The organism is Mycobacterium kubicae (assembly GCF_015689175.1).
Classification (GTDB): domain Bacteria; phylum Actinomycetota; class Actinomycetes; order Mycobacteriales; family Mycobacteriaceae; genus Mycobacterium; species Mycobacterium kubicae.
Map to the genome: position 1 here is coordinate 5,558,481 of NZ_CP065047.1, position 19,553 is coordinate 5,578,033.

The 19,553-nt window shown below is 68.5% G+C and carries 18 protein-coding genes and 1 tRNA gene; 6 read left to right on the plus strand and 13 right to left on the minus strand.

The genetic code is table 11. From position 1 onward, the window contains the following. Positions 1-23: 23 nt before the first annotated feature. Together I2456_RS26000 and I2456_RS26005 are read left to right on the plus strand one after the other, a co-directional pair. Complete coding sequence (locus tag I2456_RS26000; protein ID WP_068023099.1) at positions 24-737, plus strand: glycosyltransferase family 2 protein; 714 nt, start codon at positions 24-26, stop codon at positions 735-737. Beyond that, the gene (locus I2456_RS26005) at positions 734-1,117 is read left to right on the plus strand and encodes a DUF2304 domain-containing protein (RefSeq protein ID WP_085074659.1); all 384 of its coding nucleotides are present in this window, start codon (positions 734-736) and stop codon (positions 1,115-1,117) included. The genes I2456_RS26000 and I2456_RS26005 overlap by 4 nt, the downstream gene beginning before the upstream one ends. On the opposite strand, the gene I2456_RS26010 is transcribed toward I2456_RS26005, so the two are convergent. After that, positions 1,114-2,058, minus strand: a complete 945-nt coding sequence (locus I2456_RS26010; protein WP_068163822.1) for an NAD-dependent epimerase/dehydratase family protein — start codon at positions 2,056-2,058, stop codon at positions 1,114-1,116. The genes I2456_RS26005 and I2456_RS26010 overlap by 4 nt on opposite strands. On the opposite strand from I2456_RS26010, the gene I2456_RS26015 reads away from it, so the two are divergent. Further along, positions 2,024-3,868: a hypothetical protein gene (locus I2456_RS26015; RefSeq protein WP_085074660.1), complete on the plus strand. Its 1,845-nt coding sequence runs from the start codon at positions 2,024-2,026 to the stop codon at positions 3,866-3,868. The two genes, I2456_RS26010 and I2456_RS26015, sit on opposite strands and share 35 nt — an antisense overlap. Before the next feature lie 59 nt (positions 3,869-3,927). On the opposite strand, the gene I2456_RS26020 is transcribed toward I2456_RS26015, so the two are convergent. Further along, positions 3,928-4,003: transfer RNA gene (locus I2456_RS26020), tRNA-Thr, on the minus strand. Between the two features lie 51 nt (positions 4,004-4,054). Next, entirely contained in the window at positions 4,055-5,260 is a 1,206-nt protein-coding gene (locus tag I2456_RS26025; protein ID WP_139823218.1) for a DNA polymerase III subunit delta', read from the minus strand. 98 nt (positions 5,261-5,358) lie between these two features. Between I2456_RS26025 and I2456_RS26030 the strand changes: the two genes are divergently transcribed. Further along, positions 5,359-7,026, plus strand: coding sequence for an adenylate/guanylate cyclase domain-containing protein (locus I2456_RS26030; protein ID WP_174814246.1), 1,668 nt, complete (start codon positions 5,359-5,361; stop codon positions 7,024-7,026). Positions 7,027-7,032: 6 nt separating this feature from the next. Here the strand turns inward: I2456_RS26030 and topA are convergent, their stop codons facing one another. The 3 genes from topA to cspA form a co-directional block, all read right to left on the minus strand. Next, positions 7,033-9,828, minus strand: a complete 2,796-nt coding sequence (gene topA / locus I2456_RS26035) for a type I DNA topoisomerase (protein WP_085074662.1) — start codon at positions 9,826-9,828, stop codon at positions 7,033-7,035. A gap of 196 nt (positions 9,829-10,024) precedes the next feature. After that, positions 10,025-10,603: a hypothetical protein gene (locus I2456_RS26040; protein ID WP_068163810.1), complete on the minus strand. Its 579-nt coding sequence runs from the start codon at positions 10,601-10,603 to the stop codon at positions 10,025-10,027. A 159-nt stretch (positions 10,604-10,762) separates the two neighbouring features. Next, entirely contained in the window at positions 10,763-10,966 is a 204-nt protein-coding gene (gene cspA / locus I2456_RS26045; RefSeq protein WP_007772268.1) for a cold shock protein CspA, read from the minus strand. Positions 10,967-11,300: 334 nt separating this feature from the next. On the opposite strand from cspA, the gene I2456_RS26050 reads away from it, so the two are divergent. Beyond that, a complete protein-coding gene (locus I2456_RS26050; RefSeq protein WP_085074663.1) occupies positions 11,301-13,613 on the plus strand; it encodes a DEAD/DEAH box helicase in 2,313 nt (770 codons plus the stop codon). A 162-nt stretch (positions 13,614-13,775) separates the two neighbouring features. Next, the gene (locus tag I2456_RS26055) at positions 13,776-14,813 is read left to right on the plus strand and encodes a PAS domain-containing protein (protein ID WP_068023068.1); all 1,038 of its coding nucleotides are present in this window, start codon (positions 13,776-13,778) and stop codon (positions 14,811-14,813) included. On the opposite strand, the gene I2456_RS26060 is transcribed toward I2456_RS26055, so the two are convergent. From I2456_RS26060 to ssd, 7 genes are read right to left on the minus strand one after another with little or no spacing between them, the layout of a single operon-like run. Further along, positions 14,784-15,173 (minus strand): Rv3654c family TadE-like protein, encoded by a 390-nt coding sequence (locus tag I2456_RS26060; RefSeq protein ID WP_085074664.1) that lies wholly within the window; start codon positions 15,171-15,173, stop codon positions 14,784-14,786. The genes I2456_RS26055 and I2456_RS26060 overlap by 30 nt on opposite strands. After that, positions 15,145-15,471 carry a TadE family type IV pilus minor pilin gene (locus I2456_RS26065; protein ID WP_085074724.1) on the minus strand — a complete coding sequence of 109 codons (327 nt, stop codon included), beginning with the start codon at positions 15,469-15,471 and terminating at the stop codon, positions 15,145-15,147. Before I2456_RS26065 ends, I2456_RS26060 begins: the two co-directional genes overlap by 29 nt. Further along, positions 15,468-15,674 carry a DUF4244 domain-containing protein gene (locus I2456_RS26070; RefSeq protein WP_139823219.1) on the minus strand — a complete coding sequence of 69 codons (207 nt, stop codon included), beginning with the start codon at positions 15,672-15,674 and terminating at the stop codon, positions 15,468-15,470. Before I2456_RS26070 ends, I2456_RS26065 begins: the two co-directional genes overlap by 4 nt. Before the next feature lie 9 nt (positions 15,675-15,683). Further along, positions 15,684-16,274: a type II secretion system F family protein gene (locus tag I2456_RS26075; protein ID WP_085074666.1), complete on the minus strand. Its 591-nt coding sequence runs from the start codon at positions 16,272-16,274 to the stop codon at positions 15,684-15,686. Further along, a complete protein-coding gene (locus I2456_RS26080) occupies positions 16,271-17,089 on the minus strand; it encodes a type II secretion system F family protein (protein ID WP_085074667.1) in 819 nt (272 codons plus the stop codon). The genes I2456_RS26075 and I2456_RS26080 overlap by 4 nt, the downstream gene beginning before the upstream one ends. Beyond that, on the minus strand, positions 17,086-18,252 hold the full coding sequence (locus I2456_RS26085) for a TadA family conjugal transfer-associated ATPase (RefSeq protein ID WP_085074668.1): 1,167 nt from the start codon (positions 18,250-18,252) through the stop codon (positions 17,086-17,088). The genes I2456_RS26080 and I2456_RS26085 overlap by 4 nt, the downstream gene beginning before the upstream one ends. Further along, positions 18,249-19,304: a septum site-determining protein Ssd gene (ssd, locus tag I2456_RS26090; RefSeq protein ID WP_068034509.1), complete on the minus strand. Its 1,056-nt coding sequence runs from the start codon at positions 19,302-19,304 to the stop codon at positions 18,249-18,251. The genes I2456_RS26085 and ssd overlap by 4 nt, the downstream gene beginning before the upstream one ends. Between the last annotated feature and the right edge of the window lie 249 nt (positions 19,305-19,553).

Consider the following 19,553-nt stretch of genomic DNA (forward strand, 5'->3'; position numbering starts at 1 on the left):
CAACGTGTAGCTTGTGGGCTTAAATGGCCACTCAATCGCTGCACCCTGACGTCTGGATCGTCGTTCCCGCCTTCAACGAAGCCGCCGTCATCGGCGAGGTCATCGCCGACTTACGCGCTGTCTTCGACAACGTCGTGTGCGTGGACGACGGTAGCTCCGACGGCACCGGCGAGATCGCTCGGCGGGCCGGCGCGCACTTGGTGCGCCACCCGATCAACCTCGGTCAGGGTGCGGCCATTCAGACCGGCGTGGAGTACGCCCGCCGCCAGCCCGGGGCCCAGGTGTTCGCCACCTTCGACGCCGACGGGCAGCACCGCGTCAAGGACGTCGCCGCCATGATCGACCGCCTGTGCACAGAGGACGTCGACGTCGTCATCGGGACGCGCTTCGCCGGGCCCTCCGACCAGGCAGCTGCCACCCGGCCGCCGTTGCTCAAGCGGATCGTGCTGCGGACCGCCGCGCGGTTGAGCCGACGCGGCCGCCAGCTAGGGCTGACCGACACCAACAACGGCCTGCGGGTGTTCAACAAGAAGGTCGCCGACGGCCTCAACATCACCATGAGCGGCATGAGCCACGCCACCGAGATCATCATGTTGATCGCGGAAAACCATTGGCGCATCGCCGAACAGCCGGTCGAGGTGCTCTACACCGACTACTCGAAGTCCAAGGGCCAGCCGTTGCTCAACGGCGTCAACATCATTTTCGACGGGTTCCTGCGAGGAAGGATGCGACGGTGAACTGGATTCAGGTGCTGTTGATCGGCTCCATCATCGTGCTGCTGGTGTATTTGTTGCGCTCGCGGCGCAGCGCGCGCTCCAAGGCATGGGTGAAGGTGGGCTACGTCCTGTTCGTGTTGGCCGGCGTCTACGCGGTGCTGCGGCCCGACGACACCACGGTGGTGGCGCACTGGTTCGGGGTCAACCGGGGCACCGACCTGATGCTCTACGCGCTGGTGATGGCCTTCAGCTTCACCACACTGAGCACTTACCTGCGGTTCAAGGACCTGGAATTGCGGTACGCCCGGTTGGCCCGTGCGGTGGCACTCGAGGGGGCGCAAGCACCCGAGGAGCCCAGATACAGATCGGCGCTGGAGGGCGCGCAAGCGCCCGAGCACTAGCCAGAGTGCTTGTGGCGGAAGAACTCCACGGTGCGGCGCACCCCGTCGGCCAGCTCGACCTGTGGGCGCCAGCCCAAAACCCTTCCCGCCAAACCGATGTCCAGGCACGACCGCTTGAGGTCACCGAGGCGGGGTGGGTGGAACTCCGGGTCGTCGGGGCCGCCGACGGCCGCTGCCACGGCCGAATGCAGTTGGCGGTCAGAGGTTTCCACGCCGGTGCCGATATTGAAACGCTGCCCGCCCCCGGCGTCGCCGGACGCCTTGACGAACGCGTCGACCACGTCGTCGACGAAGACGTAGTCGCGGGTGTTGGAGCCGTCGCCGAACACCTTGGTCGGCTTACCCGCCAGCAGTGCCTGGGCGAAGATCGCCACCACGCCGGCTTCACCGTGCGGGTCCTGACGCGGGCCGTAGACGTTGGCCGGTGCGATGTGCGAGCAGTCCAGGCCGTACAGGTGGCGGAAGGTGTTCAGGTAGATCTCGCCGGCCACCTTGCCCGCGGCGTACGGCGAAGCCGGGTCGGGGGGCACCGTCTCCGGGGTCGGGTACTGCGGCGGGACGCCGTAGATGGATCCGCCCGACGAGGTGTGCACCACTTTGCGGACTCCGGCGCGGCGGGCGGCCTCGGCCAGGCGCACGGTGCCCACCACGTTCACCGACGCGTCGAACTGCGGATCGGCCACCGAATGCCGGACGTCGATCTGGGCGGCGAGATGGAACACCACCTCGGGCCGGTGCTCGGCCAGGATGGCGTTCAGGTCGGCGGTGACGATGTCGGCCTCGACGAAGGAGTGCTCGAGGTTGCCCGCCAGGTGCTCGAGGTTGGTGGCGCGGCCCGTGGCGAAGTTGTCCAGGCTCACCACCGTGTGGCCGTCGGCGAGGAGTCGGTCGACTAGCGTCGACCCGATGAAACCGGCTGCCCCGGTGACCAGTGCGCGCACCGGCCCACCATACCGGCGGGTTGTCGTGCTGGCCGCCGCGGCGCTGATCGCACTGCACCTGGCGATCCGCGCCGTGCTGGCATTCGGTGGCTATTTCTATTGGGATGACCTGATTCTCATCGGCCGCGCCGGGACCCAGGGCCTGCTGTCACCGGCCTATCTGTTCAACGACCACGACGGGCACGTGATGCCGGGAGCGTTCCTGGTCGCCGGCGCGATCATCCACGTGGCGCCGCTGAACTGGACTGGTCCGGCGCTCAGCCTGGTGGTGCTGCAACTGCTGGCGTCGCTGGCCTTGTTGCGCGCGCTGCACGTGATCCTGGGCTGGCGGCCGGTGTTGCTGGTCCCCCTGACTTTTGCGCTGTTCACCCCGCTGGCCGTGCCCGGGTACGCCTGGTGGGCGGCGGCGCTCAATTCGTTGCCGATGCTGGCGGCGTTGGCCTGGGTGTGCGGCGACGCCGTCTTGCTGGTCCGTACCGGCAGGCAGCGCTATGCGGCCACCGGGACCCTCGTCTACTTCGGTGGCTTGTTGTTCTTCGAGAAGGCGGCGGTGATCACGTTCGTCGCCTTTGCCGTCGTCGCCCTGCTCTGCCATGCGGGCGGCGACAGCGCCGCGTTGCGCACCGCGTGGCGGGCCGGGGTCCGGTTATGGGTCCCGGCGCTGAGCATGACCGTGGCGTGGGTGGCGCTGTATCTGGCCGTGGTGAACCAACGGCGCTGGAGCTCGGATCTGGCGATGACGTGGGCGTTGCTGCGCCGATCGGTCACGCACGGCATCGTGCCGGGGCTGGCCGGTGGGCCCTGGCAGTGGGCGCGCTGGGCACCGGCCTCGCCGTGGGCCACTCCGCCGCCGCTGGTCATGGGGCTGGGCTGGCTGGTGCTGGCGGCGGCGCTGGTGGTCTCGCTGGCGCGCAAAGAGCGGATCGGCCCGGTGTGGCTGACCGCGGCCGGGTACACCGTCGCCTGTCAGGTGCCGATCTACCTGATGCGCTCGTCGCGGTTCACCGCGCTGGAGTTGGCCCAGACCTTGCGGTACTTCCCGGATCTGGTTGTGGTGCTGGCGTTGCTGGCCGCGGTGGCGTTCACCGCGCCCAACCGGGCGGCGTCGGGCTGGCTGGATGCGTCGCGGACGCGCACTGCGGTGGTGACCGGCGTGGCGGTGTTGTTGGTGGCCAGCAGCCTGTTTTCGACGTGGACGTTTCTTGGCAGCTGGCGCGACAACCCCGCCGAGCCGTATCTGAAGAACGCGCGCGCCAGTTTGGCGGCGGCACATGCCGCATCGAATGCTCCGCTGCTGGACCAGGAGGTCGATCCGCTGGTGCTGCAGCGCGTGGCCTGGCCGGAGAACCTGGCCAGCCACATGTTCGCCCTGGTGCGTGACCGGCCCGAGTTCGCCTCGGCGACAACGCAATTGCGCATGTTCGACAACTCCGGCCGGTTGATCGACGCGCGGGTGACGTGGGTGCGGACGATCCGGCCCGGGCCACTGCCGCAGTGCGGCTACTTCGCCCAGCCCGACAAACCCGCGCGGCTGGTACTGGATGGGCCGTTGCTGCCCGCCGATTGGACCGTCGAGCTCAACTATCTGGCCAACACCGACGGCTCGATGACGTTGTCCTTGTCCGACGGCCATCGCACCAAGGTTCCGGTGCACCCCGGACTCAACCGGGTCTTCGTGCGACTGCCCGGGGCCGGCGACGCGATCACTGTCGAGGCCGATACCACCGCCCTGGCGGTGTGTATCGCCTCGGGACCGGTGGGGTTTGTGGCGCCGGCCCTACCGCCGCTGCCGCCCGGTCACCCAGCGTGAAGCTGGCCGCACGCTGGGCATCGAACGTGAAGCTGGCTTCACGTTCAGGGTCAGAAGAATGGAGCCGCCTGGGGGAATCGAACCCCCGACCTATTCATTACGAGTGAATCGCTCTACCGACTGAGCTAAGGCGGCCGGGCGGCACGAGTCTACGGCAGGGCGCCAGCACCGCCCAAGTCCGACGGCCTAGCGCAGTTCCTGCCCGATGGTGGCGACCATGGCGTCGACGGCGAACTTCGGTTTGACGTTGATCGCCAGCGCTTCGCGGCACTCCAGCACGGCCTCGATGCAGCGCAGCAGCCGTTCCGGTGCGGCATGGTCGGCCAGCGCCGCCACCCGCTCGGCCATGTCCGGGTGATTGGCCGCAATGTCGCCGGCGTTGGCCGACACCAGCAGCGCGTCGCGGAAGTAAGTAGCCAAGTCGATCAGGGCCCGGTCCAGCGCATCCCGGGAGGCGCGGGTCTGCCGGGACTTCTGGCGCCGTTCCAGGTCCTTGATGGCTCCGGCCGAACCGCGCAGTGCACCGGCCGTGCCCTTACCGGTGCCGCCGGCCCCCAACGCGGTGCGCAGCTCCTCGGTCTCGGCCTCGGCGCGGTCGGCGGTCAACACCACCGCCTCGGCCTCGGCGGCGGCGACCAACTCTTCGGCGGCCGCATAGGCCCGCGCCGGCGTCGCCGCGTCACGCACCAGGCCCAGCGCCCGCTCCCGTCGCTGCCGCGCCTCGGAATCGGTGGCCAGCCGGCGCGCGCGGCCCACATGACCGCCGCTGACCGAGGCGGCCCACTGCGCCGTCTCGGCGCTCAGCCCGTCGCTGTCGATCAGCACCTGCGCGATGGCCGGCGTCGACGGGGTCACCAACGCGACGTGCCGGCATCGGGAGCGCAGGGTGATCGCGATGTCCTCGGGATCCACCGACGGCGCGCACAGCAGGAACACCGTCGACGCGGGCGGCTCCTCGACCACCTTCAGCAAGGCGTTGGCAGCCCCTTCGGTCAGCCGGTCGGCATCCTCGATCAACACGATCTGGCAGCGTCCCGTCGTCGGCCGGCGCGAGGCGATCTGCACGATGGCCCGCATTTCGTCGACGCCGATGGACAGCCCCTCCGGAACCACCCGTCGCACGTCGGCGTGGGTGCCGGCCATGGTCGTGGTGCACGCCTTGCAGCTGCCGCAGCCCGGGTCGTCGTCCGACGTGCACTGCAGGGCGGCCGCAAAGCACAACGCCGCCACCGAACGCCCGGAGCCCGGCGGCCCGGTGATCAGCCAGGCATGTGTCATAGTCCCGGACTCTGTCGAGCTGTGACCCGGTTCACGGCGGGCCGCTCGAGCGGCCGCGAGCAGATCAGACTCCACCACCGCTTGGCCTACCAGCCGCGTAAACACCCCGGACATCATCGTTAACACTAGTAATCACCGCCGACAGATACCGATTGGCCATCGTTTCGCGACAGTTCTGTGATCTTCCGGCCAACTGCGGTCCGCGGCGCGACTTGCCCGACTCCTCGGTAAGTTTCCGGCGAGTCACCGCCGCCCGATACGGTGGATTCGTGAACTCGGCAGCAGCACTCCCTGGGCGAATCAATGCATTCGTCCGGTGGGTGGTGCGCACGCCGTGGCCGGTGTTCTCGCTGAGCATGTTGCAGGCCGACATCATCGGCGGCCTGTTCGTGCTGGGTTTCCTGCGCTACGGCCTGCCGCCCCACGATCGCATCCAGCTCGACGACCTGCCACCGCTGAACGTGGCGATCTTCATCAGCAGCGTGATCATCCTGTTCTTCGCGGGTTTCGCCTGGAACCTCAAACTGCTGATGCCGGTCTTTCGGTGGCAGCGCCGCGACAACCTACTGGTGGAGACGGACCCCGCCGCCACCGAACTGGCCCGTAGCCGCGCGCTGCGGATGCCGTTCTACCGCACGCTGATCAGCATGGCCGCCTGGGCGGTCGGCAGTGTGGTGTTCATCGTCGCCAGCTGGTCGGTGGCCCGCAACGCCGCGCCCGTCGTCGCCGTCGCCACCGCCCTGGGCGCCACCGCCACCGCCATCATCGGTTACCTGCAGTCCGAACGCGTGCTGCGCCCGGTGGCCGTCGCCGCCCTGCGCAGCGGTGTGCCGGAGAAGCTGAAGGCGCCCGGCGTCATCCTGCGCCTGATGCTGGCCTGGGTGCTGTCCACCGCCGTGCCGCTGGTGGCGATCGTGCTGGCCGTGGTGAGTGACAAGGTCTCCCTGCTGCACGCCTCGGCGGAGAAGCTGTTCAATCCGATCCTGCTGCTCGCACTGGCGGCGTTGGGCATCGGATCGGTCAGCACCCTGCTGGTGGCCATGTCGATCGCCGATCCGCTGCGCCAGCTGCGTTGGGCGCTGAGCGAGGTGCAGCGCGGCAACTACAACGCGCACATGCAGATCTACGACGCCAGCGAGCTGGGCCTGCTGCAGGCCGGCTTCAACGACATGGTGCGGGATCTGTCCGAACGACAGCGACTGCGCGACCTGTTCGGCCGCTACGTGGGTGAGGACGTGGCGCGCCGCGCCATCGAACGCGGCACCGAACTGGGCGGCCAGGAACGCGACGTCGCGGTGTTGTTCGTCGACTTGGTGGGCTCGACGCAGCTGGCCGCGACCCGGCCGCCGGCTGAGGTGGTGCACCTGCTCAACGAGTTCTTCCGGGTGGTCGTCGACACCGTCGGCCGCCACGGCGGGTTCGTCAACAAGTTCCAGGGTGACGCGGCGCTGGCGATCTTCGGCGCCCCGATCGAACACCCGGACGGCGCCGGGGCCGCGCTGTGCGCCGCCCGCGAGCTGCACGACGAACTGCTGCCGGTGCTCGGCTCGGCGGAGTTCGGCATCGGAGTCTCGGCCGGACGGGCCATCGCCGGGCACATCGGCGCGCAAGCCCGCTTCGAGTACACGGTGATCGGCGACCCGGTCAACGAGGCCGCCCGGCTCACCGAGCTGGCCAAGCTGGAGCCCGGCCACGTGCTGGCCTCGGCGATCGCGGTCAGCGGCGCCCTGGACGCCGAGGCGCTGTGCTGGGATGTCGGCGAGGTGGTCGAGCTGCGCGGACGCGCCGCACCCACCCAGCTGGCCCGGCCGCTGAATCTCGCGACACCAGAAGACATGCTGCGCGACGGCGCGCAGGTGTCCAGCAGAGCCCGCCGGTAACGGCAGCTAGCTGCGCTTGGCGGCCTTCTTGGCCGGCGCCTTCTTGGCGGTTTTCTTCGCCGCGCTCTTCTTGGCGGTCCGCTTCACCGGGCCGCGGGCCCGCCGATCGGCCAGCAGTTCCGCGGCCCGCTCGTCGGTGATGGACAAGACGTCGTCGCCCTTACGCAGGCTGGCGTTGGTTTCGCCGTCGGTGACATACGGCCCGAAGCGGCCGTCCTTGATCACCATCGGCTTGCCCGACGCCGGGTCGGTGCCCAGCTCGCGCAGCGGCAACGCCGCCGCGCTCTGCCGGCCGCGGCGTTTGGGCTCGGCGTAGATCTTCAAGGCCTCGTCGAGGGTGATGGTGAAAATCTGGTCTTCGGTCGCCAGCGAGCGAGAGTCGGTGCCGCGCTTGAGGTATGGGCCGTAGCGCCCGTTCTGCGCGGTGATCTCCTCTCCCGTCTGGGGGTCGACGCCGACCACGCGCGGCAGCGACAACAGTTTCAGCGCGTCTTCCAGCGTCACCGTCTGCAGGTCCATGCTGCGCAGCAGGGAACCGGTCCGCGGCTTGGGGCCGGTGGGCTTCTTGCCCTTCTTGGCGGTGGCGCCGTCGCCGTCCTCGGGCGGTTCGGGCAGGACCTCGGTGACGTACGGCCCGTACCGGCCGTCTCTGGCGACGATCTCGTGGCCGGTGTCGGGGTCCACGCCCAGCACCCGTCCCTCTTGCGGTGTGGCGAAGAGTTCTTCGGCCACCTCGAGGGTCAGCTCGTCGGGGGTCAGCGAGTCGTTGAGATTGGCCCGCTGCGGCGTCGGTTCACCGTCGTCACCGGTGACCGTGCGCTCCAAGTAGGGGCCGTTCTTACCAACCCGGACGTAGATGGGCCGGCCTTGGGCGTCGTCAAAAAGCTTGATGGAGTTGACTTCTCGCGCGTCGATGCCTTCCAGGTTGACGCCGACGAGCTTCTTCAGCCCACCCGAGCGGGCCACCGAGTCGGCAACCCCGTGGTCGCCGCCGAAGTAGAACCGGTTGAGCCAGTCGGTGCGCCGCTCCTGCCCCGAGGCGATCGCGTCGAGCTCGTCTTCCATCGCAGCGGTGAAGTCGTAGTCCACCAACCGGCCGAAATGCTGTTCCAGCAAACCGGTTACGGCGAACGCCACCCAGGACGGCACCAGGGCGCTGCCCTTCTTGTGCACGTACCCGCGGTCCTGGATGGTCTTGATGATCGAGGAGTACGTCGACGGGCGGCCGATGCCGAGCTCCTCGAGCGCCTTGACCAGCGACGCCTCGGTGTAGCGGGCGGGCGGGTTGGTGGAGTGGCCGTCGGGGGTGAGCTCGAGCGCCTCGAGGCGCTGGCCCTCGGTGAGGTTGGGCAGCCGGCGCTCGGCGTCGTCGGCTTCTCCGCCGGCGAGTTCGTCGACCGTCTCGACGTAGGCCTTGAGGAAGCCGGGGAAGGTCAGGGTGCGGCCGCTGGCGGAGAACACCACTTGCTGCTCTCCGGCCGCGCCGGCGATGCGCAGGCTCAGCGTGGTGCCGCGCGCGTCGGCCATCTGGGAAGCAACCGTGCGCTGCCACACCAGTTCGTAGAGCCGGAATTCGTCGCCGTCGAGTTCACGGCGCACCGCGTCGGGGGTGGCGAAGGTCTCGCCCGCGGGGCGGATCGCCTCGTGCGCCTCCTGCGCGTTCTTCACCTTGCGGGTGTACTGGCGCGGCGACGACGCGACGTACTCCTCGCCGTAGAGCTGACGGGCCTGCGTGCGCGCCGCGTTGATCGCCGACTCCGACAGCGTGGTCGAGTCGGTACGCATATAGGTGATGTAGCCGTTCTCGTAGAGCCGCTGGGCGATGCTCATGGTGCGCTCGGAGGAGAACCGCAGCTTGCGGCCCGCTTCCTGCTGCAGCGTCGAAGTCATGAACGGCGGATAGGGGCGCCGGGTGTAAGGCTTTTCGTCCACCGAGGCGACGCTGAGCTGCGCGCCTTGCAGCCGGGTGGCCAGCGCGGTGGCGCCGGCCTGGTCCAACACGGTGACCTCGTCGGCCTTGCGCAGCTGACCGAGCGAGTCGAAGTCGCGCCCGGTGGCCACGCGCAGACCATCGACGCTGGTCAGCCGGGCGGCGAAGGTGGGCGGCGCGGCGGCGGGGTCGGAGACGCTGGCGTCGAGTTGGGCCACGATGTCCCAGTACGACGCGCTGCGGAAAGCCATCCGGTCGCGTTCGCGCTGCACGATGATGCGGGTGGCCACCGACTGCACCCGGCCCGCCGACAGTTTGGGCGCGACCTTCTTCCACAGCACCGGGCTGACCTCGTAGCCGTAGAGGCGGTCCAGGATGCGGCGGGTTTCCTGCGCGTCGACCAGGTCGATGTCCAGGTCGCGGGGGTGCTCGGCGGCGGCGCGGATGGCCGGTTCGGTGATCTCGTGGAACACCATCCGCTTGACCGGGATGCGGGGTTTGAGGGTTTCCAGCAGGTGCCAGGCGATGGCTTCGCCCTCGCGGTCACCATCCGTGGCCAGGTAGAGCTCGTCGACGTCCTTGAGCAGGCCCTTCAGCTCGGTGACCGTGCTCTTCTTCTCCGGAGAGATGATGTAGAGCGGCTCGAAATCGGCGTCGACATTGACCCCCAGGCGGGCCCACGGCTCCGACTTGAATTTCGCGGGCACATCGGCCGCGGCGCGCGGCAGGTCGCGGATGTGACCACGCGACGACTCGACGATGTAGCCAGAACCGAGGTAACCGGCCAGCTTGCGCGCCTTGGTGGGCGACTCGACAATCACAAGTCGCCGGCCGCTGCCATTTCCGCCGTTCGTACGCCCTCCGCTAGCCAACTGCGCCTACGCTCCATCTCACTAATCCGGTTCCACGCGGAACCACTCCGCTCCGAAGAATGACAGGTCGGCTGGAAAAATTCCGGTGGAATTCGCAGTACGTCGCCGTTCCTTCGCTCGCGGGCACCTGACAATTTCCCACCCTGGGGCGCGACTGCGCAAACCGACAGCTCGCAGGACCGGGCTGGGCGACCGGTCAGACCCGGGGCCATTGCGCCAACGCCTCGGCATCCTCCGGTGGTTCTCCCACGTTCTCTACCAGGCGCGATAGCCTACGTCGGCCGCTGATCCGCAGCGCCGGCCGGGCGCCGCGGGTGCCAATCAAGGTGGGTGCGATGCCCACCCGCATCAGCGCCGACGCGAGCGGCGCATGGGTGTCGGGGGCATGCGGATCCAAACCCAGGAGGTATCGGTCGGCCTCGGGACTGCCGGCGGCCAACGTCCACGCCCGCAATTCCCGCGGCCCCGGTAACCACCGCGGCGGTACCGTCTTGACCGCGCCGCGGGTCCACTCGGCGGCGATACCGCGCAACCGCGGATCCACCGCGGTGCGCACCAACGGACTGTCTTCTTCGGTGCGAGCCACCTCGGGCTCCAAACCGGCCTCGCGGATCATCTCCGCCAACGCCTCGGCGCGCCACATGTGCTCGACGACCACCGACAACCGTGCGCCCGCGCCGACCATCACGATCTGCCCGGAGGCAGCCAGCACCCCGGAAAGGTCCGCCGCCGCAGGCGGAACCGACTCCGCGGCGAAGAAGGAAAGCTGGCTCACGCCACCGACAGTAAGCCAGTCAGCCGATCGCTGGGTTGTTCTATCCGGCGCGGCGGGGTCACAACAGCGCGCGGATCAACACGCAGAAATTGAGAACCCCCCGGGCAAGTCCTGCGAGGCGGGACTGCGCCGGGGGGTTTTCGTCAGAATCTGCCCGATCTACAGGGAGCGGACTCCGGTGGCCTGGGGGCCCTTAGGGCTGTGGCCGATCTCGAACTCGACCTTCTGGTTCTCTTCGAGGGTGCGGAAGCCCGAACCCTGGATCTCCGTGTAGTGGACAAACACATCTGCGGAACCGTCCTCGGGGGCGATGAAACCGAACCCCTTCTCCGCGTTGAACCACTTCACAGTTCCCTGTGGCATCTCTCTGATCTTTCCTTTTCTTCTGGGTGCGGTGCACCGCCTTTCGGTGCCCCGGGCCAGCTGCGACCGCCATACCTCGCGGAGTCGCCGGAACTTCACCCGACAGATAACCTCGCAGGAACGAGCGATCGCAACGTCGATCCTGCGAAAGTTTGACACGAACACAGAAGCTGCGACCGCACTTAGTAGAACATGTTCACCGCTTCGGCGACAGCCTTCTACTAACGACGATCCCTAATGGATCCTCTGGTAACCCCAGCGTCATCTAGACGCTAAATTCGCCCGAGCCTGGGCCTCCAGGAAGGGCCCCGGATATCGCCCAGAAAGGACTGTGATGGCCAGTTTCGGCGGCGAACTGCTGGCCGCCGCCCTCGCCGGAACCGCGCCGGGCGAGCAGCCGTTGCGGCACGTCGCAGAGCTTGCGCCGCGGACCGGACAACCCCACGAATGGCCGTCTTGGGCCGACCCGGACGTTATTCGGGCGTTCACCGACCGCGGCATCGAGGTGCCGTGGTCACATCAGACCACCGCCGCCGAGTTGGCCTACGCGGGCCGCCACGTCGTGGTCAGCACCGGCACGGCGTCGGGCAAATCGCTGGCATATCAACTTCCGGTGCTCAATGCGCTCGCTAATGACCCTCGCGCCCGCGTGCTTTACCTCTCCCCGACCAAGGCGCTCGGTCACGACCAGTTGCGCACCGCGCACGCGTTGGTCGCGGCGGTTCCCCGACTGGCCGATGTCGCGCCGACCGCTTACGACGGGGACAGTCCCACCGAGGTGCGCCGCTTCGCACGAGAGCGCTCGCGCTGGTTGTTCTCCAACCCGGACATGGTCCACCTGTCGGTGCTGCGCAACCACGCGCGCTGGGCGGTGCTGTTGCGCGGACTGAGATACATCATCGTCGACGAATGCCATTACTACCGAGGGGTTTTCGGCTCCAATGTGGCGATGGTGCTGCGGCGACTGTTGCGGTTGTGTGCGCGGTACTCGTCGGCGCCGACGGTGATCTTCGCCAGCGCGACCACCGACTCGCCCGGCGAGACGGCCACCGAGCTGATCGGCCAGCCGGTGGTGGAGGTCACCGAAGACGGCTCACCGCACGGGGCGCGCACGGTGGCATTGTGGGAGCCCGCGTTGCGCACCGACCTGTTGGGTGAGAACGGCGCCCCGGTGCGGCGCTCGGCCGGCGCGGAGGCCGCGCGCGTCATGGCCGACCTCATCGTGGAAGGCGCCCAGACCTTGACGTTCGTCCGGTCCCGGCGCGCCGCGGAGCTGACCGCGCTGGGCGCCAGGGCCCGGCTTGAGGACACTGCCCCGGAATTGGCCGGGAAGGTCGCGTCCTATCGCGCCGGTTACCTCGCCGAGGACCGCAAGGCGTTGGAGAAGGCGCTGGCCGAGGGGCGGTTGCGCGGGCTGGCGACCACCAACGCGCTGGAGTTGGGCGTCGATATCGCGGGGTTGGACGCGGTGGTGCTGGCCGGGTTTCCGGGGACGGTCGCCTCCTTTTGGCAGCAGGCCGGCCGCTCGGGTCGGCGCGGTCAGGGTGCGTTGGTGTTGTTGGTGGCCCGCGACGATCCCCTGGACACCTATCTGGTGCATCACCCCAGCGCGCTGCTGGGCAAGCCCGTCGAGCGGGTGGTCATCGACCCGGCCAACCCCTATCTCTTGGGTCCGCAACTGCTCTGCGCGGCAACCGAATTGCCGCTCGACGAGGCGGAGGTCCGGTCGCTGGACGCCGTCGAGGTGGCCGACGGATTGGTCGACGACGGGCTGTTGCGGCGGCGCGGCAGCAAGTACTTTCCCGCGCCCGGCGTGGAACCGCATGGGGCCGTGGACATTCGGGGATCCTCCGGCGGGCAGATCGTCATCGTCGAAGCCGACACCGGGCGACTGCTCGGCAGCACCGATGTCGGTCAGGCCCCGGCCTCGGTGCACCCCGGCGCGGTCTACCTGCACCAGGGCGACAGCTACGTCGTCGACTCGCTGGATTTCGAGGAGGGCATCGCCTTCGTCCACGCCGAAGACCCCGGTTATTCGACTTTCGCGCGGGAGATCACCGACATCGAGGTCACCGGTACCGGCGAACGCCTCACCTTCGGACCCGTGACCTTGGGGGTGGTGCCGGTATGTGTCACCCATCAAGTGGTGGGCTATCTGCGGCGCCAGTTGAGCGGTGAGGTGATCGACTTCGTGGAACTGGACATGCCGTTGCAGAAGTTGCCCACCAATGCCGTCATGTACACCATCGCCCCGGAAGCGTTGTTGGACAATGGTATTGAACTGCCTCGGATACCGGGATCACTACATGCCGCCGAGCATGCGGCCATCGGCCTGCTGCCGTTGGTGGCCAGTTGCGACCGCGGCGACATCGGCGGGCTGTCCACCGCGATCGGTCCCGACGGGTTGCCCAGCGTCTTCGTCTATGACGGGTATCCAGGCGGGGCCGGCTTCGCCGAACGCGGCTTCCGTCAGGCCCGCACCTGGTTGGGCGCGACCGCTGCAGCCATCGATGCTTGCGAGTGTCCGAGCGGATGCCCGTCTTGTGTGCAATCGCCCAAGTGCGGCAACGGCAACGACCCACTGGATAAAGCTGGTGCGGTCCAGGTGCTGCGGCTGGTGCTCAGGGAGTTGGGTGACGAGCGCTGATCTGACTTCTAATACAACAGTTTGCCGGATCCCGCGCTAGCGTGCGGATAGCCGCTACGGTGCAGGTTTCCGCGCGAGGTACCCATGTCTTACTCACCCGAGAGCCCATCGAGTTAGCCCCACCGCATCGGCGCGTCCTTGCGCGTTCCGTAAGATGCTGGCATGACCCACGACTGGCTGCTCGTGGAGACGCTGGGGGACGAACCGGCCGTTGTCGCACAGGGGCGTCAGCTCAAGAACCTGGTTCCCATCAAGACGTTTTTGCGGCGTAATCCCGCTTTGTCGGCGGTGCAGACCGCGATCGCCGAGACACTGCAAACGGGCCAAAGTTTGTCGAGCATCACTCCAAAAAGCGATCGGGTGATCCGAACCGAGCCGGTGGTGATGTCCGACGGTCGGGTGCACGGCGTGCACGTGTGGAGCGGCCCGGCCGACGAGGAGCCTCCCGAGCGGCCGACGCCGGGACCGCTCAAGTGGGATCTGACCCGCGGGGTCGCCACCGACACCCCCGAGTCACTGGCGAACAGCGGCAAGAATCCCGAAGTCGAAGTCACTTTCGGTCGCGCGTTCGCCGAGGATCTGCCCTCGCGAGAACTCAACCCCAACGAAACCAAGGTACTGGCCATGGCAATTCGCGCCCGGCCTAACCAAACCCTGTGCAGCACCTGGGATCTCACCGACTGGCAAGGCAATCCGATCCGGATCGGTTTCGTGGCACGTACCGCACTCGAGCAAGGATCCGACGGCCGTGACCATCTGGTGGCGCGAGCGATCAACTGGCGGACCGAACACAAGGGCCCGGTCGTCTCGTCCGACGATCTGGCCCAGCGGATCCTGCAAAGTCTGGCGCAGGTCGGAGTGCACCGCGCGTTGGTCGATCTCAACAACTGGAACTTGCTGAAATGGATCGACGACCCGTGCACTTTCTACGACTGGCGCAGCAACGACGGCAGCAAGCCGCGGGTACACCCCGACGATGAGCGCGAAATGCGTTCGATGACCGAGGAATTCGTCAATGGCCCGACCAGTCGAGTGTTACGCCTGCCTGGCCACGATACCGATTGGGTCCCGGTGCATGTGACCGTCAATCGGGTGGAGCTCGCACCGGAGACCTTCGCCGGCCTGCTGTCGCTGCGGTTGCCCACCGAGGAGGAAGTGGCCAGCGCCCGGCTACCGGACTCGTCCGGCGACGGAGCCTGACCGGTCTGCAGCGTCGGCCGGACCCGCCCGCGCAGCGGCCCGCGCCACACCTGCGAAAGCCACGGGCACTTCGGCGGTGACGATCACGTCCAAGTCGTCCACCGCGCATTGGCTGTTGCCGACACCCATCTGCTGAGCCACTGCCGTCGCCCGGGCACACGCGGCGCCGGCCCCCTCCGGCAGCCGCGCGGCAGCGGCCAGGGCGGCCAGGTCCGCCGCGGCCTGAGCGCGGTGACGAGCTATCACGACCGAGCCCAGATACACCCCCGCCACGGTGACGCACAGCAACACCGCCACCATGATCGCCGCGACCACCGTGGCGGCGCCCTGGTCATTGCGGCTCGGCCGCTGACACGGCATTGGCCCGAATGTCAAGTCCTGGCAATATCTTTGAACGCGCGATGACGGTGGCGACGAGGTATTGGCCGTCGCGGCGGACCTGGACCCGCGCGCCTTGCGGCGCGATGCGGTGCGCCACTTGAACCGCAACGCGTCCGTCACCGCGTGCCGCGAGCCGGGCCGCTTCGCGGGCCGCGTCGACACACCGCACCTGCATTGACGCCGCGGTGATCCCGGCCAGGCACAGAACCAACACCGACACCAACGTCGCGATCGCCAGGGCCGCCTCGACGGTGCTGGAGCCGGCACTGCCAGTCAGACTTTGGTGCTCAGGGCGCGTCCGATGATGTGGTTCAACGCCGACACGACCGAGTCGCCGGTGACGACGGTGTAGAGAATGGCCCCGAAGGCGGCCGCGGCAATCGTTCCGATCGCGTACTCCACCGTGGACATCCCCGACTCGTCGGTCATCAGCAGCGTCATGCGCGCGGCAAGGCTCCGAAACATGTTGCTCATCAACAACTCCCATTCTCATAGCAACCCCGATTGGAAAACCTGACCGGCCAGCCCTGCCACCACGGGCACAATGCCGAGGCAGACAAACGCCGGCAGAAAGCACAACCCCAACGGCCCCGCGATGAGCACCCCGGCGCGCTCCGCGGCGGCGGCCGCCGCCTGCACGGCGTCATGCCGGGACTGAGCCGCCAATTCGACGACGCCTTCGGCCAACGCCGCACCCGAGGACGCCGACCGCCGCGCCAACCGCAGCAGCGCGTCGGTCTGCGCGTCCAGGTCACCTGCCGGCAGATCGGGCGCAGGCGACCACGCCAGCGACGGGTCCGCGCCGAGGGCCAGCAGGTCAGCAGCCCGCGACAGTTGCGCCGCCAGCGCCGGGGGCGCCGATACGGCCGTGGCCGCCGCGGCTACCGATACCGCCATGCCCGCCTGCAGGCACACCGCGAACACGTCGAGGCTGGACGCCACTGCCAGGGGATCCGTGCCGCGGATCAGCCGTCGCCGCGGACCCTGGGTGCGGGGCAGTCGACCGGCCCGCGCCCGTACCACTGTGGGACCGGCATCGACCAACAACGCCGCAGCGAGCAATACCGCCGCGGCGATCATGACACCACCCGATCGGTGATGTGGTCCGCCCACAACAGTCCCGCGCACGCCAGCATCACCCCGACGACCAGCAACCAACCGCCCGCGTGTCCGTTGAGCAGAAACCTCAGCGGTCGCGCGCCGATCAGTTGGCCAAGCAGCACGCCGAGCAGGGGCAGCCCCGCCAAGATGGCAGCGGTGGCGCGGGCGCCGGCCAATCCCGATGCGACCTTCGCCGAAAACCGTTGTCGCTCAGCTATATCGCGTTGTGCGGCACGCATCAATGTCGATATCGCCAGGCCATGATCACTGGCCAGCTGCCAACACACCGCCAGTCGCTCCCAATGCGTGGGAAGGCGTGCGGGAAGGCCAGACGATGCCGCGGCGGCGCGCAGGCCGCTGGTGACGTCGGCGCCCAGGCGGGCGCGCGCCGCCACACCACGTAGCGCGGTGCCCACCGGACCACCGGTCTCCGCCGCGGCGACCGAGAAGGCGTGCACCGGATGTGCGCCCACTCGTAATTCACCGACCAACACGTCCAGGGCCGCCTCGAGCGCCTGCCCCATTGCCGCACCCCGCCTGCTGTTGCGGGCCCGCTGGTAACGCAGCGCAGTGGTGCCCGCGACCGCCGCGACAGCCAGGACGGTCGTCAACTGCAGCAGCAGGGTTCCGGCGACCAGGCCCAGTCCCCCAAGCACCCAGCCCAGCGGCCGGATACCAGCCCGTCGGCGCAATCGGCGCTTCGACGCGCCGGACCCGAGCCGCCGCCGCGGTGACGGCGGGCCGGCCAGCATCGCCGCCGACAGCAACAGGGCAGCATGTTGAACACCGTTCACGCCGACATCCGCGTGCTCAGCAAGTCGCCCAACAGCGTTGCGTCATCAGACATCCCGCGCTGAACATGCCATACCGTCACCGCTTGCACGCGGCCGCTTTCGGTCTGACGCAGCGCGGCGATCTCGCCGAGTCGGCGCCGCCCCTTCCTGTCCCGACCAACGTGCAGCAGCACTTGGACGGCCGCGGCAAGCTGGCTGTGCAGCGCCGACCGATCCAGCCCACCAAGCGCGCCCAATGCCTCCAGGCGCGCGGGAACCTCACCGGGGCTATTGGCATGCACGGTGCCCGCCCCACCCTCGTGCCCGGTGTTCAACGCGGCGAGCAGGTCCACCACTTCGGCTCCCCGGACCTCCCCAACGACGATGCGGTCGGGGCGCATTCGCAAAGCCTGCCGCACCAGTTGGCGCACGGTCACCTCACCAACACCTTCGACATTGGCGCACCGCGCGACCAGCTTGACCAGATGCGGATGTTGCGGTGACAACTCGGCGGCGTCCTCGACGCACACGATGCGCTCGGCGGGTGAAACCACACCCAGCATCGCCGCCAGCAGCGTCGTCTTCCCGGCCCCGGTTCCGCCCGACACCAGGAACGCCAGTCGCGCGGCGATCACCTGGTCGATCAGTTCCGCCGCTTCCGGCGCGATCGCACCCGCGGCGCTCAAGCCGGCCAGGTCTTGGGTCGCCGGACGCAGCACCCGCAGTGAGATGCAGGTGCCGTCGGCGGCCACCGGCGGCAGCACGGCGTGCAGTCGCACCGCGACACCACCGGCGACCAACCCGGTCAACTGCCCGTCCACCCACGGTTGTGCATCGTCGAGCCGGCGCCCGGCGGCTAACGCCAGCCGCTGCGCCAGCCGTCGCACCGCCGCCTCGTCGGCGAACCGAATATGGCTGCGGCGCAAGCCGTTTCCGTCATCGACCCATACCGCCTCGGGCCCGGTCACCAGAACGTCGGTGGTTCCGACGGCGCACAGCAGCGGCTCGAGAACGCCGGCACCGGTCAGCTCGGTCTGTAATATCCGCAGGTTCGCCAACACCTCGGTGTCGCCCAGAACGCCGCCGGCTTCCGCTCGTATCGCGGCGGCGACCACGTTGGGCCGCAGTGGCGCTGATTCGGCGGCCAGCCTCTCCCTGACCCGTTCGATCAACTCCCCGGTCATGCGGCCCTGCCCGAGTGGGTCGGACGTTGATGCGTGGGCAATACGCCCAGGACGCGGCGCGCGGCCTCGGTCAGCGCCGATCGCCGCCCCAGTCGCAGCCCGCCGCGCTCCAACTGCTCGGCCAGGCGGGGGTGCGCTCGCATCGATGCCAGCAGTGGCACGCCGGCGATGTCGGCGAGCTCGGCCGCGCGCAGCCCGCCAGGCGAGGGCCCGCGCACCACCAATCCGATGTTGGGGTTGATCGCCGCCAGTATGGGCGCTATTGCCGCGGTCGCCGCGCACGACCGAACGTCACACCGGGTGAGCAGAATGACGAGATCTGCAGTGTCAAGGGCATATTCGGCGGCATCTGTCATCCGACGGGGAACGTCGCACACCACCGTGACTCCGCCGCGGCGACCGGCATCGATCACCGCGTCGACAGCGCCGGCGTCAAGCTCGTAACTGCGCCTGGTTCCCGAAAGCACGCTGACCCCCCGATGCCGCGGCAGCGCCTCACGCACGGCCGAGAAGTTGAGCCGGCCGCCCTGCACGGCCAGGTCCGGCCAGCGCAGACCGGACACACCCTCCGCGCCGAGCAGTAGATCGATGCCGCCGCCCCACGGATCCAGATCCACCAACAGGGCATCGGTGGCCACCCGTGCCAAGGCGACCGAGAACCAGGACGCCCCGGCACCACCACAACCGCCGATGACAGCGACCACTTGACCGCGCAGAGCAGTGTCGCGCACCGTCTCCGCGGCTTCGGCGAGATCGCGGATCAGGTCGTGTTCTTGGGCGGGCATCGTCAGCACTTGGTGGGCACCGGCCTTGATGGCCGCCGCCCAGGTGACCGATCCGGGCTCGGCAACGGTGAGCACACTGACATGGCCACGTCGCGGCAGACCGAGTTGGCCACACCGGTCGGCCGCGGCCTCATCGAGCACCACAGCGGCGGCCGCCGACCACGTCTTCCTGCTGACGGCGTCGCGGTCTCCGGTGTGGACGACTCGCACACCGACGGCTGCCGCAACCCGGTCCAGACCTTCGCGCAACTCTGGGTCGGCGAGCATTGCTAGAACCCCCGCAGTCGCCGCAGCGCCGGGAGTCGGCCGAGAAGTGGTGGTCACCGTTCCACCCTGCGGCGCGGTGCGGGTCGGCAAAAGGGTCCGGAAGCAATCTGTGGAAAAGAACGCAGCTGTGCACAATTAGGTTCACGCGGATTAACCACCGGCACACCGTTCACGTTGGGCACGCAACGCCACAACTGTCCGGCTAACCCGAAAATGCAACAGAAATACTGCAGAAAAGGGACGACCCCC